Source organism: Dysgonomonas termitidis, from assembly GCF_054657735.1.
Genome location: NZ_BAAHYD010000001.1, coordinates 234440 through 251629 on the forward strand (window position 1 = coordinate 234440; position 17190 = coordinate 251629).

Consider the following 17190-nt stretch of genomic DNA (forward strand, 5'->3'; position numbering starts at 1 on the left):
GCAATGCCTTGCTTTTAACTCCGACAGTTTAAATCAACTTTATTTTAACAAGAATAATTCATTTTCTCTATGAATTTTATGTTTCCATTCATTTTCTTCATTTGTTTCCATTTCATTTAGAATATAATTTTCTCTATTTGCTTTTAACAATAGATACTCACATACTGGGAAGTTTCCTACTTCCCAAATTCTTTTATATCCTATAAGACCAAAATCCTTATATATATTATCTAATGACAAAAAGATATTGTCAAAAAGATCATTAAATACAACCATATTATCCCAAAGAGTTTCCTTATAGTTAGGATTGCCTGTTGATGTTTTTATTATTTTAAACTGAATACTTGAATCTATAGAACTCATTGAAATAGACCATAAATACTCAATAAAGTCATCTTCCCATTTTATACAACTATTATAAGGGAAAAAGCTTTCTTGTTTTTCATTTACAAAATGATAAATATGGAAAAGGCTTGTTAATAGATTTTGAAATCCATCATTTAAAACCCCACTATGAGCAATTTCAATCTGATTAGAATCAGATTTTAAAAATGCTTTTATATACAATTGTGTTACTATCTCAAATCTAATTTTCATATTTTATGGATTTATAATTCTTATTATATCGGCATTCTCAGCTACAGATAGAACCCACCCTCCTAAAACTTGGCCAACTTTAACCGAGCCAACATCTTGCTTCATAATAATACAGCCCTGTCTCTTCGTCCAACTCTTTGGCATTATACAGATACGGCATATTCCATGTATTGCTGCGTTACTCGATAAAGACCTCTCTGAATAGTTGCAGGAATTCTATATTTTCTGTTTTTTTCGTATTGCATTTAGTTTATTACCCCTCGTGGTTTATTATGTGGATAAAATTCTTCAAGAAAAACCAAAGATTTTGATCATATAAAAGGACCAATAAAAATAGTATCGTCCTTTTTCATTATTTCATACTATACAAGCGTGCAACAGCAAGGGTTGCAAACCGAAGGACTAGAAATGTACTTAAAAATCCTAATCCCAAAAAGAATAAGGTTTATTATACTTTTTTGTTATTTCATTTTCATCTCCAATAACCATTAATTTTCCTTCTTCTGAAATATTATAGATATTTTTCTCATAGCACTCAATTACAGTCTTTATCCATGTAAATAGAGAATCATAAATAGGGACTGGCTTAGAAGAAAAAGTAATATTAGGACAATAATAAAATATTGAACCGTATGTCTTAGATTTCACCGATAAATCTATCATAATAGGATCATGTTTCTCCCTTGCGGTATTTACATATACAAGGTTACCATTGGCATCATACTGATAGGTATGGTCTTTCTTAATCTTATCCTGATTTTCTGATCCTTCGGTACGGTAATTCTCGTCTTTCAGGTTGGCTATCTGATGTGGTTTCTGGCTGTTGTACTCATAGGTCAGATCATAACCTGCTTTCAGCATTCCGTCAAATTGGATACCCTGTTGCTGTATATGCTGTTTCTTGCTGGTGATATTATGCAGGTTATCATAAGCCATTTTTTACCTCCTTTCTTTATTTTGTTTTGTAAAATTTGCCCTGCCAATTTCTGACAGGGCGAATTCATGTTATAAACTATTAATCCTTTCATCATCAAGGCGGAGCCTTGCTTTAAATCCCAACGCAGATGGAGCCTACGCTGAACGAGGGTTTCATATTATAATTCTATTTGGAATGAACTAATGTATGAACTATACATATCTACTGATTTTTTTTTATATTGTATAAGATAATAAAAATGTTGTTATTGCTAAATATTTTAGTAATTCTACCTTTCTGAGGTTTACGTAAATATTCTCTTGATATATAGATATATGGTTGGCTACCTGCATTCTTGTAGAAATCTTCATTATCTATATAAAAATCATTCAAAGAACCATCCTCTATTCTTTCTTTTTCTTTCTCCCCACTGTTTATGATAATAATTTCATTATTTGAGTAGTAAAAATACAGAATGTTATTCCTGATAGAGTAAGATACAATACCTTTTGGCAAGTAAATATTGTAATTATTCAGTAATAATATTTCTTTATCTTTTGATAATTGTACAGTTGGATTATAATTCAGTTCATTATAATTAGTATTTGAAGTTAAGATAATGCCCTTATCACCTGTGCCCATATTACCGATTTTTGAATCAACAAACGGACTTTTGCATGAAATAACAAGTAGAAAGAAAAACACACACAATATATTATATTTCATTATATACTTTTTTGAAAGGATGTGTCAAAAGTCTTTTTTAGTTCTTCTTTTATTCGGATTAATTTCAAATATCCAATTCTCAAAGACTAATAAATGACTTTTGACACAAACCTCAATTTCTATTTTGCTTTATTTATTTTTTTCATTGCATCTTTAAGTGATCCCCAAGAAATTGTAGTAATGGAACCTTCGGAATTGTAAAAACCTATGGTTTTTACATCTTTATATTTTACAGAAACTCCACCAACACTTGATACCGAACCCGTACCAAAACTGTTACTATAATCTCTTTCTTGAACATATCCCATAATGAAAGATGGTTCTGGATAGTTATAACCTTGCGAACCCTGAGATTGCATGTCTGAACCAGAGGGGCTCGGTGTTCCTATATTTATAATATTCCCAGAATCATCATAACCAAATGGATGTAGATGCCCGTCTGCATATGCAGTTCCGCCTCGATTTTCCAAGTCCATAGTTGCTGTTACCCAATCTTTACCTACAATCTTACCTGCATCTTTACCTTCAACGATTACGGATGGGCCTACATTACTCCTTTTAAAGCCTTTCTCAATACCTTTCTTATCGCTATCTCCAAATTCATAGATTTTATCAATATTACTCATCTCATCATTGCTAAAAGGTGTAATAACATTACCTTCATCTATGGATCTATTAATTGCATCCATATCTTTTTTCTCTTGAGTTAATACGACTTTTTTTAATCCAGGATTATCATTAGTTTGTTTAACTTTATCACCTTTCAAATTAAAATAATCTGTTAATCCTTTTGGATCAAATCTATTCACTGGATTCAGAGAACAATAATGATAAGGGGTTTTGTTCGGGTGTTTCTCCTGCAACGGGTCGGTAGACAGCCATAGGCTTATTCTCGGGTCATAGTAACGTGCCCCATAGTAGTACAACCCCGTCTCCTCGTCTAACTCTTTGGCATTGAACAGATAAGGGGTATCCCATGTATTATTCCGTTCTTCAATAAACACTTCCCCGAAAGGCACATACTCTATATGCTGAACAATTTCTCCATCTAAATCAGTTATCAAAGAACTACTACCCAAATGGTAGGAATTTAAATCCCATCGGAAGCTAAGCCTTGTGCTTAAATCAAAAATACCGAGACGCTATGTCGAACAAGGAGAACTTTTCATAGATAATAAATCATCCCATTTCATTTTCATTATTAATTTCCTTTTTATGGGTTCAAATGGACTTCTGAGTGGGTTCAATATCTTGTCAATATATAAATACCCATTTTGGACTTCTAAAATCCATAACTTTAGTTCTTTATTACCGCCATCTTTATATAAGATATTAAGGCCATTGCTCCACCAAGTATTGCATGAAAATCCTAAATTATTCTCTTTTATTATTTCTTCTATCGAAGAATAATTTCTTTGTTTAAGTGCTTTATTTAATAAGCCAATATTATCTATGTACAAATATTCAACTTCATTATTGGATGTTTTTGATGATACAAATTTAGAAGTAGTATTCTCTCCATGTAAAAATAAAGTATCTCCTTCTATCTGTATTTCTAATATTATTTTTTCCCAATTTTGGTTTTCACCTTCTATCTTATAATATAATGAATCAGACTCTAAAATATTAAAATAATGAGGCTCAGTTTGTCGAATATAATTTAGTGCTACAATTTTATTTATTTCATATGTCCAATTATTCAAAATAGAAATATAGAAACACTGAAGGGTACTGTCTTCACACTCACAAGGAAGTTTATTATTCATTCTTTCTATATATTCTACATTTATCCAATTTGAACTTTGCGGATATACTGATAATAGAAGAATGGTAAAATTACATAATAGAATTATCCTTTTCATATAAGTATGAGTTACATATTAGTTTGGTACTTATTTTCTTTTTGTAGCGCATTTAAAAGACTGTTATAAGATTTTTAAATGCGCTACAGCATTGTTAACTTGTTATTTTTTAACGGTCTCTTTACTTGATCTAACCTCTGAAACTGTATAAGTGAGATTTCTTTGTGACATAAAACCTTTTATTATTCCTGTTTTGGTATTTAATGTCAAGTTATTAACATCATTTTTCCCCTTATAAGATGCATTATCTAAATAATTAAATTTAATGACACCATTTTCATCTTTGCTTACTGATCTAATAACAATGAAATGACCTGTTGATTGATTGGCATTTCTTTTTTCAAGAGCAAAATATCCTCTCGAATCAGCTTGTTCAACACCAACTATTACGGGTTTTCCATCGTACAGATCAGTTTGTATTTTTATAGCTCCTCCGATGGGGTCAGTTTTTAGATTAGGGTTATACCCTTTATCTGTTTTTGTATCAATAGCAGAAGTTCGTCCAAGAGGTGTATATCCTGCATTTAGGAGTTGTTTTTTTGCAGCTGTATAACAGTTATCAATATACGGAACTAATGGAGCATCATTTGTTACATCTGAAACATCATTGAAGTAATCAGCAAAAGCAATACTATTATCCATTAAAGCTTGTATCGACTCTTCAGACGCAGATTTAATATAATTTAAAGCATCATCTCTCGTTAATGAAGTTGAATTAAGGACTCTTACATCATTATTCTCACCAACTTTTCCTAGTTTATTGCCTTCAGTATCATAATATACTTCTTTCCCGTCCGGATCAACAAATTTTACTGGATTTTGTATACAGTAAGCATAAGTACTTACACTTGGAAACTTCTCCTGTGCGGGATCTGTTGATAACCAAAGGCTTATTTTCGGATCATAATACCTCGCTCCATAATAATACAACCCTGTTTCTTCATCCAGTTCCTTTGCATTAAAAAGGTACGGCGTATTCCACGTATTGTTGCGTTCCTCGATAAAGACTTCTCCGAAAGGCACATACTCTATATGCTGAACAATTTCTCCATCTAAATCAGTTATCAAAGAACTACTACCTAAATGGTCGGAATGGTAATAATACTGGTACAACTCAGGATTATCATTCTTGCTTGGATCGAAAGATTTCAGTTTCGGGCTATCACCACAGCAGAATCCGCCACCGTTCACATAATCGTCATTATCCGTCCCGTAATACGGTACTTCAAAGTTAGCATAATTATCCTTAATGGCTTGTTGTGATTCTTTGTATTTGTTCTTATAGTCTACCGTAATATTGCTTATACCTGATCCTGCGTATTCTATTCTGCGTGGATCTTGCCCGTAGCTATCCAGGTCGCCCAGTTTAGATACGATTCTTTGTGAGCCAATATAAATATGCTTGGTGTACTGCCCGCCTTTGCTGATAACCAGATACGGATTGATATATGCCGTAAAGTTAGCCGTTTCGGTTCTGGCTCCGCTGAATACATCATTCACATATATACCTTCGTCATCGCCGCTTGTCTTAACCACACGTTCTCCCGATGCATCATACCAATAACCTGAGATAAAGCCGTTGTCATTAATTGCCTGTAAACGGTTTTCTTCGTCCCAACGTAGTTTGCGTTCATTGGCTTTTTCTTCCGCCTGTCCGTCCTGTTTCTCCCTTGCGGTATTTACATATACAAGGTTACCATTGGCATCATACTGATATGTATGGTCTTTCTTAATCTTATCCTGATTTTCAGATCCTTCAGTACGGTAATTCTCGTCTTTCAGGTTGGCTATCTGATGCGGTTTCTGGCTGTTGTACTCATAGGTCAGATCATAACCTGCTTTCAGCATTCCGTCAAACTGGATGCCCTGTTGCTGTACATGCTGTTTCTTGCTGGTGATATTATGCAGGTTATCATAACTCATAGCAAGGGTATAAGATGCCAATTTGTTATCTGCTCCGCTATAAGTTCCTGTTGCGCTTTGCAGACGGTACAGTCCGTCGTAGTTGTAGGTATGGCTCATTTGCCCGCCCATACCCGTTACAGGCGCAGGTGCGGTATTGATGACGCTCAACACATTATCTACCTTATCATACGAATAAGCATTGTTCATAATCTGCTTACGGGTTTCTTTTCCTGAAATTACCATCAGGTTGGAAAGCCTTCTGCGTTGAGGATCATAGCTGTAATTTGTCTCGGCTCCGTTACAGTATTTCATGTAGATGCGTTGCTCGAACTTGTCATAGCCCAGTTTATTCACGTAAATATATGAGTAAGCTTTTTCACCTTTCACACTTTCCAGTAATCCTCCCGTATTGTATGCATAGCTGATTTTCTCCCCGTCGGGATAAACCATTTGTTCCAGACGGTTCCAGCTATCATAACTCCACTGAGTGATATAGGTAGCGATTGCCTGGTTCGGAATAATTACAGTACGGCGAACTTGTTCTATATTCCCTAAACGGTCATAGTAAAACTCCTGTGCCCCTGTCGCATCTTCCTGCAACATAAGGCGTCCGACACGGTTCTCTTTGGCATTCTTATTTCCATAGTGATACTTCACATTATTTTGCGGATTATCGGGATAATTGATTGCCGTAAGACGTGAGTAATCATAGTCGTAAGTAATTTCCTTATTTTCCGATGCCAAATTGGCGGTTTGCTTGCTTAACAGGTTACTTACATTATCGTATTTGAACGATGTGGTTCCCGAAGCCGGGTGTGTTACATGTATTCGTCTGCCTGCCATATCGTAAGCCGATACAGTTTCATTGTTGCCATTATCGATAGCTTTTAATAACTGGTTAATCGGGTCGAATTCAAAACGGGTGGTTATAGTTCCGTCAGGGCCTGAGTATTGCTCGGTCTTGACAGTCAATCCCGAACCGTTAGTAAAGGTCGATTGTTTTCCTCCCATGGCATCGGTAACGGTAGTGACTAATGTTCGGCTGCTGTTATCCTTAGCATAAGCCATCAGCGATTCGCTGTTATCGGGAAGGATGGTCCTGACAGCCCTGTCCATAATGTCGTAATGGGTCTTGGTCGGAGTTTCCGTATCAAATGCAGGGTTGAAAACAGTCTTACTTCCCATTGTTTCAGTAACCGGATAGAAAGCTTCGCGCACACGCCCGAACGGGTCGAACTTGGCACGTCCGCTGACGATCATTACTTTCTGATCCTGTGGAATGGTTCCGTTTGTTGTGGTTGTTACCACGCCGTCTTTCTTTACCTGCAGGGCTCGTCCGAATCCATCTGCGAAGGTTACAGTCTCCAGGTCATCATTCGGATGTTGGGGATCGTAATGTTTGGTGACGGCATAAGCCGGAGATTTAATACCTCCCGCGTTTTTTTCGACCTGCGGATGGTATTCGAACTTGATGGTATACGGTGCGCCTTCCGCTTGTTCATTCGGGGCGGTTACGGTTTCGATACGTCCCAGATAGTCGATAGCCGACTCCATGGTATAACCGTTCATATCACGGGTTACCAAAGGAATGCCATAGCGGTAATCATAGTTTTCCATCTCACTCCTGTAGCCGAAAGCATCTTCGACACGCTCAACATACATATTGTAATCACGGTCATACAGGTATTTGTAGAACATACGCTGTCCTTTTGAGTTGGCAGGGAGTGTTTTCTGTTTGATATTGCCGTATTTATCGTATGTAATGTCTATTTCGGCTTTGTTGCCTCCTTCATCGAGGGTCTGGGTCACTTTGGTCAGGTGATTGGCATAGGCAAGATCATAGGCTGCTTCCGTCTGACGGTAGAGTTTGCCGTCCGATCCTTTTACCTGCACTTTTACAGGAAGCCCCAATATATGCTTGGCTGTATTATTGGTATATTCAACCGATGTCTGGTAGTTGAATGCCCCGGTGCCTGAGTTGCCCAACGTACCCTTGTCGCTGTATTTATAGTTTTTCAGGTCACCATAGTTACCGTTCAGGTAATATTCGTAATAACTTTCGTTGGCTGTCATGCCGTCTGCCTGTCCTTCGTATACGACCGATTTGGTGTATTTCAAAGGTGTAAAGGTTATGGCACGGTCTGAACAGATACTATTATCTGCTGCAAAGTTATATGTATCAGCAGAAGCGGATACCTTATAACTGTGGTATTCGTTCACACTTTCCGAAAATTTATTACCTGCTGCATCTTCCACTGCCGAACGGACTTGATTTCCGGCAGTGTACACTGAGTTTACATCGTATTCCTGTATGGCCTTACGGTAAACCTTATCGGTTTCATACGCTTCGGTATCAATATTCTTTGTGATTACCTTACCGAAGCCTAAAAACTCGCGTTCGTGGCGTTCCTGTTTACCGTCTTCATAGTCGAAGACAGTCTTCATATTGGCTCCGTCGTCTAAAATACCGTCGTTTACTTCCACCGATTTCATGACCCATTTACCTCCGGGATGATCATAAGTAGCATGGGTACGGGCATAATCGAGGGTAAAGCTACCGCCAAGCGGATTATTGACTGTTTTTAGCTTGTTGGTACGGGCTATAGTGGAACGATAAACGGTCATTTTACCATCTTCATCGGAAGACACGATTTCAGGATAACCGTCGCCATCTATGTCACGGATATCATATAAAGAGCGGCTCATGCTCTGGGCAATACTTCCTCCAGGATTGGTAACTATCTTAATTGGAGTGAGAGGAATTATAATTCCAAAAGTCACAGCCGCATTGGCAGATTCTGACGTCGAAGCGGTTTTATTTATCCGTTCCATCCCCGTCCATGAAAACTCAGGGGAGAATCCGTTTCCTGTATTAAGCGAAACGTAGACATTCCCACCATCTTCCCTCACTTTATCAGGCAGGCCGTCCGAATTTACATCTAAAAGCATATAGTTGACACTACTGGTGGTAGTTGTTATACCGAATCCTCCGGAAAAACTGGATTGCTTGATATCATACCCCAAACCACCACCTGCGCTGATAGTCGTACTTTTACCTTCCTGTATTTTATCAAGGTTCCAGTCTACGGGATCCGTAAATCCATAACCAAGATTAATTTGCACGGTTTTATTCTCATTAATTTTGTCAGGTAAACCGTCACCATTCACATCGACAAGAGTATAACTGGTCTCATCGTTATTTAGCGAGCCATCCAGTGAGCCGGATGCCTTCAATTTGTTCGTTCCGTTTTCAACTGAAGTCTTTGCAGCATTACTGTATGCTGTTATTTTACTCCACAGGCTTCCTGAACTGGTTCCAGATGATTTTTTTTCCGTGCTTGTGCCTGCTGGAATAGTACCCGATGATGTATTTGAATTTGACAGTATTATACCGCCTCCGCCAGCACCACCCGACTTGCTGCCGTTTTTACTGTAATGCGTATAGTTACCGTTTAGAATTTCTCCATCAAAGCCTCCTTTTACATTGGTATATTGAACCTGATTTTCTGTAATTATATCAGGAAAACCGTCACCATTCATATCGGTAAAAGATCGCTTGTTATTCTCCCAACCGGAAGCAGTACTTATATTTCCGGAAACAGGCCCGATGCCGCCTCCCAGAAAGTAACCTGTACTGCTACTCTTGCTTTCAAGTACCGGTGCACTTGCTCCGGAACCTTCAATACAATTACCCGTTTTAACGTTTACATTACTGAAATCAGCCAGTGGATTGGTTAGAAGCACATCTTGTTCCCCAAGGCGTGAACTGGACATAAGAGAACCGTTTATGTAATTATCAGGTGTTTGCCCCATCCAGTACTTTTTGCCGTCACTATCAGGTGACATCGGCATAAACACCATTTTCAGGGGATCTGCCGCCTCTTCAGTCTGAGGCAAAACTAACAGGGATTCTTCGATAGGGTTACCATAACGGCCATCTGCTGCATTATAAACAAATTGTCCCCAACCACGGTACATAATACCATAACCATCATTGCCTCTTACGGTAAATGTATTTGCAGTTACTGTTGAGGTCACGGCATTAGCTGTTATTACTGCTTGCGGAATTCCCAGTTGAGCGAATAACCCGGCATCGGCAATATAATATTCAACCCAGATTGTCCCTGCGGAAGCAGCCAGTGAGCTAATACCGGAAGCCGGAGCTACAATTCCATTGGTTATGGTTACCTGCTGTTTTGCCAATAAACCTGTTACATTTTTCACGGCCATTAGTAATGTTCCGTTTATAGATGAATTCGGTAATGAAGTAAGAGCAGAAAATTGAGGTTTAATACTTAATGTTCCATTGGCAGCCAAAATGTAAGGTTGCCCCTCCGATAACATAGTCGAGTAAGCCGGATATGTAACGGTTCCTGTTGTATTGACAGTTGATCCGTCGATTGAATAAGCTATTACCGGAGACCACTTGATATATTCGATACCAACATTAGTCTCTGAAACGATCAAAAATTGCAGATTTTCCCCGGCGATTGAATTGGCTACGTTAAAAGTGAGATTTCCGTTGTATGTCTCATCCCAGTTGAAAGTCCTTTCATAGACGGTAACTTGCTGATAAGCTGGATTCGCAATAGCATTTCCCTGCCCGTCATCGATGGTTTCATCTGTAGAAAGGACCGCTTTTAAGGTAATATTATCGGATGTCACCGGTTTTATGAATGTGCCGGAGATTGTCGCAGAAGACGCCGATGGGATATAATTCGGAGATTCAATACTTATATAATCCGTTTCAGATAATTTAAAAATGGTTGTGCCCTGTCCATTCGGGTTCGTTTGATTGGTACGGTCCGTATAGCTAATAACAGGAGACCATTTTACCTGATCGAATGCTCCGTTGGCTATTTCATTTGCTCCGGACTGTACACGGAAATACACTTTTTGCCCTTTGGTAACGGAAATATTATTTACATTGGCAGGATAAGACATAAAATCCCCTTTGGCTATAGATTTATTCCATCTCTCTGTACTGCCGGATTGAATAGCTACCCGCACACCGTCCGCTTTTTCATATTCTTTTTCATCATATCCTGCCTGCGGAGCCTGTAACTGAACATTACCTTCCACCTTAATTGTTCCTGCAAACGGTGCTTCCCAGACACGAACTACATCCTGTAATGGAGAGTTTGCTATTATTTCAGCCTGTTCAACAGGATCGACTTCCGTATCACTGAGGTCTATTACACCTCCTCCTGATATAGGGCTGGGTGTATCTCCGCTACTTAAAGTAAAAGTTGGCACGGCTTTGTTATTGTTATCAATAACAATATGATTGAAATACACTTTACCGTCTATAACTATGTCCAAAAGACCGTCGTTATTTAAGTCAGAAAAATATATATCGGTTTTACTGGTTGTTTTGCCAACGTCCGATCCGGTGGATACATAAGGTACATATGCTTTAGGGCCTAAAGTGTTTGTAGTGGCTTTCGTCCTTGAAAAGTTCGATATACCAGCAATCTTTATTTCATCCCCATATTTAAATTCAGTATCTGAAATTTGCGAAATATTAGGGCGGTAGTATATGGATTTGTCTTTTTTGTATACTTTATCAGGCAAGCCATCCCCATTGATATCTACCAGCGTTACCAATCCCTGTGTTGTTGAATTTGTACGGCTATAGCTGGCACCGGCGGACAACTCCTTGCTGATAGGGCTTCCAATTCCGACACCGACATACGCAGATATAGTAGTGGAAGTTGTTTTACTTCCGCCTAACGCTGTTGCCTTATCACTGAATCCGGGTGCACCAAGAATAGCTACCGGATTGACAAATCCCGCATCTATACCGTCATTATTCAAATTCCAGATTTCAGCATCCGTCTTAAATGGTTTATACCCATTTTTCGAATCCACATCATCGTAATAATCCATCGTATGCGAAGCAAATGCAGTTCCGTAAGCATCAAGATGCGTTACCTTATCAAGAATATTGGTATTGAAAGCTCTCTGCTTGTAAGTGAAAGTATAACTTCTTAGTGTTTGTCCTTCAAAGGCAATTTCCACTTTATTGAGTAATCTATTATTCGATGTCAGGAATCCATAACGCGCCGAATTACTTTTTTTATCTTTCTGGGTTGTACTGGTCAGGCTTACTACCGTATGCGGGTCTTCACCTTTATTACCGGCCCGCACCTCTTTCAAGTAGATGGCTTTGGCGGTTAAGCCCCCTCTTACCGGTTCGTCTACCGCCTCATAGATGTATTCGATATAATCTCCGTGTAATTCTTCAACACGCGATAATTTCCATTCTACAATAACTTCTTTGTTTGTGCTTAAAGTTTTTGCAGTACCTTTCAGTACAGCTCCATATGTATACTTAGTCCCCGATTTATCGGTTACTTCCCATGTATAATTACTTGGAGAACTTCCTTTACGTATTATTTTCGAGAACGTACCTTCATTTCTTGGATAAAACTGACGGTCTGTTTTACGATTGATCTTATCGCCTCGGTGGGCCACAGAACTTTCTCCCGAATCATCCATCGTCATCAGCATACTGCCATTAAACGAGTAGGTTTCGGTTTCATTTACTTCGTCATAACGGGGCACTCCCCAACGCGTATCTATTGAAATTGAAGGGGTGCTTAAATCCCATCCTTCACCCAGCCATCCGGCTCCCCCATCGGAGTTGTATTGAATACCTAATGATGGAGACATACCGTTACGAGCGGGAGGCATTTCAAAGTTGTAGCTTAATCCTGCCGATCCCCTGTTATTGGCCGCAGGAGGTGCAATCACCTGTACTTTTGCCGTAGGGTCTGCCGCTTTGATATCATTCATCATAGTCGGTGCAAAACCCTGCGTTTCGGGTGATTCAGGTGTCTGGATCACTCCGTTTATCATATCGGTGAAGTGAGTCGTTGTCGATACGATCAGTTGGTTTTTCTTATCGATGGTATCACGTTTAAGCGCCACCCAGTGTTTTGAACCGAGGTCGAAGTAATAGGTTTTAATATCGTCTTCGGTAAACCCATTCGGTATCCTGGTTCGGTCATATTTGATCGTCACTTTAGCTCCTTCAGCAAAATGTTCTCCATGAGGAAGAAATCGATACCCTTTGTGTGTTGCCGTAACATTACTCATCCCCATATCCAGGGCAGCAATATCGATGTGACGCAACGTAGAGACTGTGATATTCTTTGAATCTGTCAGTAGGGCTGAAGAGTCTACCTTCAATAGCGCCGTTTCAAATTGAATATTATCAGCTATGCCTTTTTTGAATGTTTTGGATATTTGTTTTACATTCTGTCCTAAGGCATATTCAATATCCATATTGGTTCCTGATGTAATTATAATCTGTTTTGTCAGTTCTCTGCCATCAGCGTAAACCGCTTTGACATCTATCTTACGGCTATTATTCAACGGTACGATTGATTCAAAAGCCCCTTCTACTGTAGTAACGGGTTTGTTGTCTACATAATACTTGGTTTGTCCGGCATTCTTATCCTGAACATATCCGCTTATATAGGCTTTGTTGTCAAAGTTTGTTCCCGAACTGATGACAATCAGAGGGGAAGTATTAGCCCCTTTTTCCACTTCTATGGAAAGGTTGCTTACTTTGTAACCGTATTCTGCATTTTCCGGCAAACTGAACTGAATCCGGTTTTCTCCTTTTTTCAGCCAGTTAACATTCAGTTGTTCCCGTTGTAGAGAGGTTTTGTCTGAAAATTTAACCAGATAACCACCGGTGGCAAGGCGGTCATTGACACTACGCGGAATATTGGTAAAATCAGAGACCCCTTCCAGTTGATAACTTAGCCAGACGATATCTTTATCTGATAGCTCGCTGTTTATATCGACAGTGAAAATATTATCGGAAGGGTTGTCTAGGTGCTTGCCTGCATAAGACCCTATTATACCTTCCTGTAGAGAAGATACGAACTGTATTTGAGTTGTTTTTGCCGTATGTTGTAAATCTTTTGTTTCAGGATTTACTTCCGTTTCAATGGATGCCTCTTTTTTATCTGTTTTTGGCGCAGTCGGACTTTGTCCTCCTGTAACCTCTGAAAAGACAGGAACATCCTTTTGGAGGCTCCTGCCGGAGAAGACCACTGCCCCCAGTATCCCTGCACTGATTGCCAGTGCACAGAATAATGCATATCGTTTTTTCTTATGTATCATAATGTCAGTTTTACTTATTATTGGATTAGCAGTTTCTTGGTATATTCACCATTGGTTGTGATAGCCTTGATGATATATACTCCTATAGCCGGTACATCCAGATCCGCTACCTGTATTCTCTGGGGTGTAGTAAGGTTCTTCTTTTGGATAAGATTTCCATTCAAATTGAAGACAGTAAATGAAACTACATCCGGTTCTTCAAATTCAATTTCAGCTTTGACCGTCATAGAGCCTTGTATATAGGATAACTTGAGCTTGTCTTCTGTTTTTTCTTGTAGTGTTTCCGGCTGTAGTTGTACAGAATTGGTACCACACGGGTCATTCAGGGTCAGTGTATAGGTCAGCGAAGCCCCGTCGGAGTGGGATATTTTCATATTATCCATCCTTGTCCAGTTATAATCCGCCAGGTTGAAGAAGCCAGTGGCATTGACATTAAGTATTTCGGCAGGGCCGAAACCTGTGTCGATCAGCCCGTAGAATTTCAACAGGTAATCCAGCAAAGAAATACTACCTGTAGCGATTTGTGTACCGTTCTTCTTATATTTTAATCCGCTCATGGTTTTCTCAATTCGGATTACATCTCCTATTGCCAGGGTGGTGACCGGAGAAGTGGCTGCTTTCCCGTTAGTTACGACATAGAGTTTGTCCGCCTGCTTTTTCAGACCGTAATGGATAATATTCTTCGTATTATTTACATCTTCTATAAAAGTGGTATATCCGATCATATAAGTATCGGTGATGTTGGAGATCGTCCACTCGAGTGCTCCTTCAAAAACAGGTAAGCAGTTGGTCGTTTTGGCCCGTGTTGGTTTTATTGCCGGATCGATATTCTCTAAATTAAAGCCTCCGGCTTCCGATATTTTCAATTCGTAATTTCCTCCCTTAAGCCCGGTCAGATGGATAGTATAGCTGTTTTCCCGGCCTGATTTTACAACTTGCCCTGTTGCCAGATCGGTCAGGGTATAGATGAAAGCGCGGATTCCCTGTTTAATCTGAACGGTGATTTCTCCATTGGACTGGTTACAGGCCGGATCGGTAATTACAATTTCTCCTGCCAGGCCGGATTCGCGATAGGCGAAAGTAAACACATCACCTGTGTTTAGGAACACATTGTTGAAGATCGCCTTTTGACGTGAGATGTCAATATCATCCACCTCAATCATATCTACCGTATTCAAATCAAAATTACCCGTTCCGGTATGGTCTATCAACAGGAAACTGCGCCCTTTGTCATTATCCTTGAATTCAGAAGCACGGTTCGAAGAATAAGACAACTCGATACGATTTCCTGTATCGACAAAACCTCCGTGACGGATATCGACCTGCGAGTCAAAAGTGCCGTTGGTAAGGCAGACGGCCCCGTAGAACTGTTTGTTTATATCTTGTGGGGTAATAGTTATTTCACTAGCCGGGATTCGTTGCCCGTCAATCCTTAGACAGATGCTGCTGTCGTCTTTCTCCAGTTCCAGTGTAGAGTAAAAGATAAGGGTATAGATGGATGTCTCGCTGACTACTCCCGATACAATAGGATAGACTTTACTACCGCTTATATAATAGCCGTAATCGTGGCTGCCAGGAGAGAGAAGGGTTTGATTATTCCCTAACTTGATATACAGGTTTCCGGAGAGGGATATACCGGAAACGCCTAAATAACCTTTTGTATCAACCAATGGCTTTTGTGTAAAGGCTGTTCCCTGAGAATTGCCTGAAGAGGGTTTCCGTAAAGTGGTTACAAAACCTTTGACAGTAGAACTCAGGTCCGTTACCTGCCATTCAAGTTGCTTGTCGGCCTGATTAGTGGCTGTTATATTTGTCCTGACAAGCCATTTGCGACTCATGATTTTCATACCCAGGACCCCTTCTATTTCTTTTAATTTGACTGAAGCGTTATTATCTCCCCAGAATATATACTCCCCATCTTTGGTTTTATTGGCAAACTGCCTGCCCACAACCAGCAAACGGGAGGCTGAACTCCGGTAATTGGGATTACCCAGGTGATAATAGTCGTTCAGGTCGCTATAATTAGGGAGTTCCTCAAAACTGGTGCCCGATTCCCTTTGATAGAGTCCGCTTGCATTATCACGGTAAATAGCCGTAATGCGGTTATTATAAGTAGGTTCAGCATCGTAATCCCAGAGTAGCTGTCCGTTGCTGCCTATAAATGATACCGGAAGCGACAATCCGTATTTTATAGCCAGGTAACTGTCTACCTGCCTTCTTTCCAGAGGAGCCAGCAAACGGTTATAAGCGATCAGCTCGGGTATATATCCGGTAAAGGCACGGTTCTCGCTGCTGCTCAATGAGAATCGGGAATTATTGTTGACATTATTTGAACTGTAGATTGAGCCAAATGTTAATACGGCCTTATCCCTTTCACCCCATAAACCTGTTGAAGGCGGTACACTGCGGTAATATGCGGCAATACGTAAGGATTTCTCGTGGAAAACATTCAGGCTGCCTTCAGGATCGTTAGATGAATACATCAGGTCCATACCCTGGCTTTCCCCAAAATCGAACTTACTTTTTCCACTTTCGATACTGGGGATAATTTTGTTGGTAGTTACAAAAACACCTTGTCCCGGCCGGCCGTTGAGCCCGTAAAGCAACATCTCCTTATCAAAGTTTGCATTGGGTGCGAAGACACCGATAATTGTTGCCTGAGACAGGTTGGTGCGTTTAAGTTGTACTTCCCGGCTTTTTGCATCAAGGAGTTTGTTCAGGCTCAAAGCAGGATTACCATTGTAGTGGCGCACGGAAGAATTAGTAAATTCGTCTCCGTAGGACGCACCCCGGGAATCATAAACGTTCAGGTGCAGGGAATCACCGCTGAAATCCTGCCAGCGGTAATTACCATTCAGGTCTGTTCCTGCCGGCTTGGTACGAAACCAAAGCTCAGGGCTGCCGACTCCTCCGGGGGACTGCGCAAGCAGGCTTCCGGAGCATATCGCCAAAATTAATAATAGGGTAATTTGTTTCCTCATAAGGTAACAGATATTTGAATTGAAAAAAAAGATAATTAATATGGTTGTTTATATTATTAACCGG

Annotated in this window: 6 protein-coding genes and 1 pseudogene; all 7 read right to left on the minus strand. The window is 39.7% G+C overall.

What is annotated here, in order from left to right:
- Positions 1 to 39 precede the first annotated feature (39 nt).
- Positions 40 to 597: a hypothetical protein gene (locus ACYQ3L_RS01010; protein ID WP_379998366.1), complete on the minus strand. Its 558-nt coding sequence runs from the start codon at positions 595 to 597 to the stop codon at positions 40 to 42.
- 423 nt (positions 598 to 1020) lie between these two features.
- Positions 1021 to 1533 carry a hypothetical protein gene (locus ACYQ3L_RS01015; protein ID WP_379998364.1) on the minus strand — a complete coding sequence of 171 codons (513 nt, stop codon included), beginning with the start codon at positions 1531 to 1533 and terminating at the stop codon, positions 1021 to 1023.
- 202 nt (positions 1534 to 1735) lie between these two features.
- The gene (locus ACYQ3L_RS01020) at positions 1736 to 2239 is read right to left on the minus strand and encodes a hypothetical protein (RefSeq protein ID WP_379998362.1); all 504 of its coding nucleotides are present in this window, start codon (positions 2237 to 2239) and stop codon (positions 1736 to 1738) included.
- 785 nt (positions 2240 to 3024) lie between these two features.
- A pseudogene (locus ACYQ3L_RS01025) lies at positions 3025 to 3321 on the minus strand (RHS repeat domain-containing protein); the annotation flags it as partial.
- 60 nt (positions 3322 to 3381) lie between these two features.
- Complete coding sequence (locus ACYQ3L_RS01030; RefSeq protein ID WP_459952250.1) at positions 3382 to 4005, minus strand: hypothetical protein; 624 nt, start codon at positions 4003 to 4005, stop codon at positions 3382 to 3384.
- Positions 4006 to 4203: 198 nt separating this feature from the next.
- Positions 4204 to 14145 (minus strand): SpvB/TcaC N-terminal domain-containing protein, encoded by a 9942-nt coding sequence (locus ACYQ3L_RS01035; protein ID WP_379998358.1) that lies wholly within the window; start codon positions 14143 to 14145, stop codon positions 4204 to 4206.
- 17 nt (positions 14146 to 14162) lie between these two features.
- The gene (locus ACYQ3L_RS01040) at positions 14163 to 17126 is read right to left on the minus strand and encodes a T9SS type A sorting domain-containing protein (protein ID WP_379998356.1); all 2964 of its coding nucleotides are present in this window, start codon (positions 17124 to 17126) and stop codon (positions 14163 to 14165) included.
- Between the last annotated feature and the right edge of the window lie 64 nt (positions 17127 to 17190).

What these genes read in the sequence shown, in the direction of transcription:
- ACYQ3L_RS01010 (WP_379998366.1), bottom strand. Translation starts at nt 597, where the DNA reads ATGAAAATTAGATTTGAGATAGTAACACAATTGTATATAAAAGCATTT.
- ACYQ3L_RS01015 (WP_379998364.1), bottom strand. Translation starts at nt 1,533, where the DNA reads ATGGCTTATGATAACCTGCATAATATCACCAGCAAGAAACAGCATATA.
- ACYQ3L_RS01020 (WP_379998362.1), bottom strand. Translation starts at nt 2,239, where the DNA reads ATGAAATATAATATATTGTGTGTGTTTTTCTTTCTACTTGTTATTTCA.
- ACYQ3L_RS01030 (WP_459952250.1), bottom strand. Translation starts at nt 4,005, where the DNA reads ATGAATAATAAACTTCCTTGTGAGTGTGAAGACAGTACCCTTCAGTGT.
- ACYQ3L_RS01035 (WP_379998358.1), bottom strand. Translation starts at nt 14,145, where the DNA reads ATGATACATAAGAAAAAACGATATGCATTATTCTGTGCACTGGCAATC.
- ACYQ3L_RS01040 (WP_379998356.1), bottom strand. Translation starts at nt 17,126, where the DNA reads ATGAGGAAACAAATTACCCTATTATTAATTTTGGCGATATGCTCCGGA.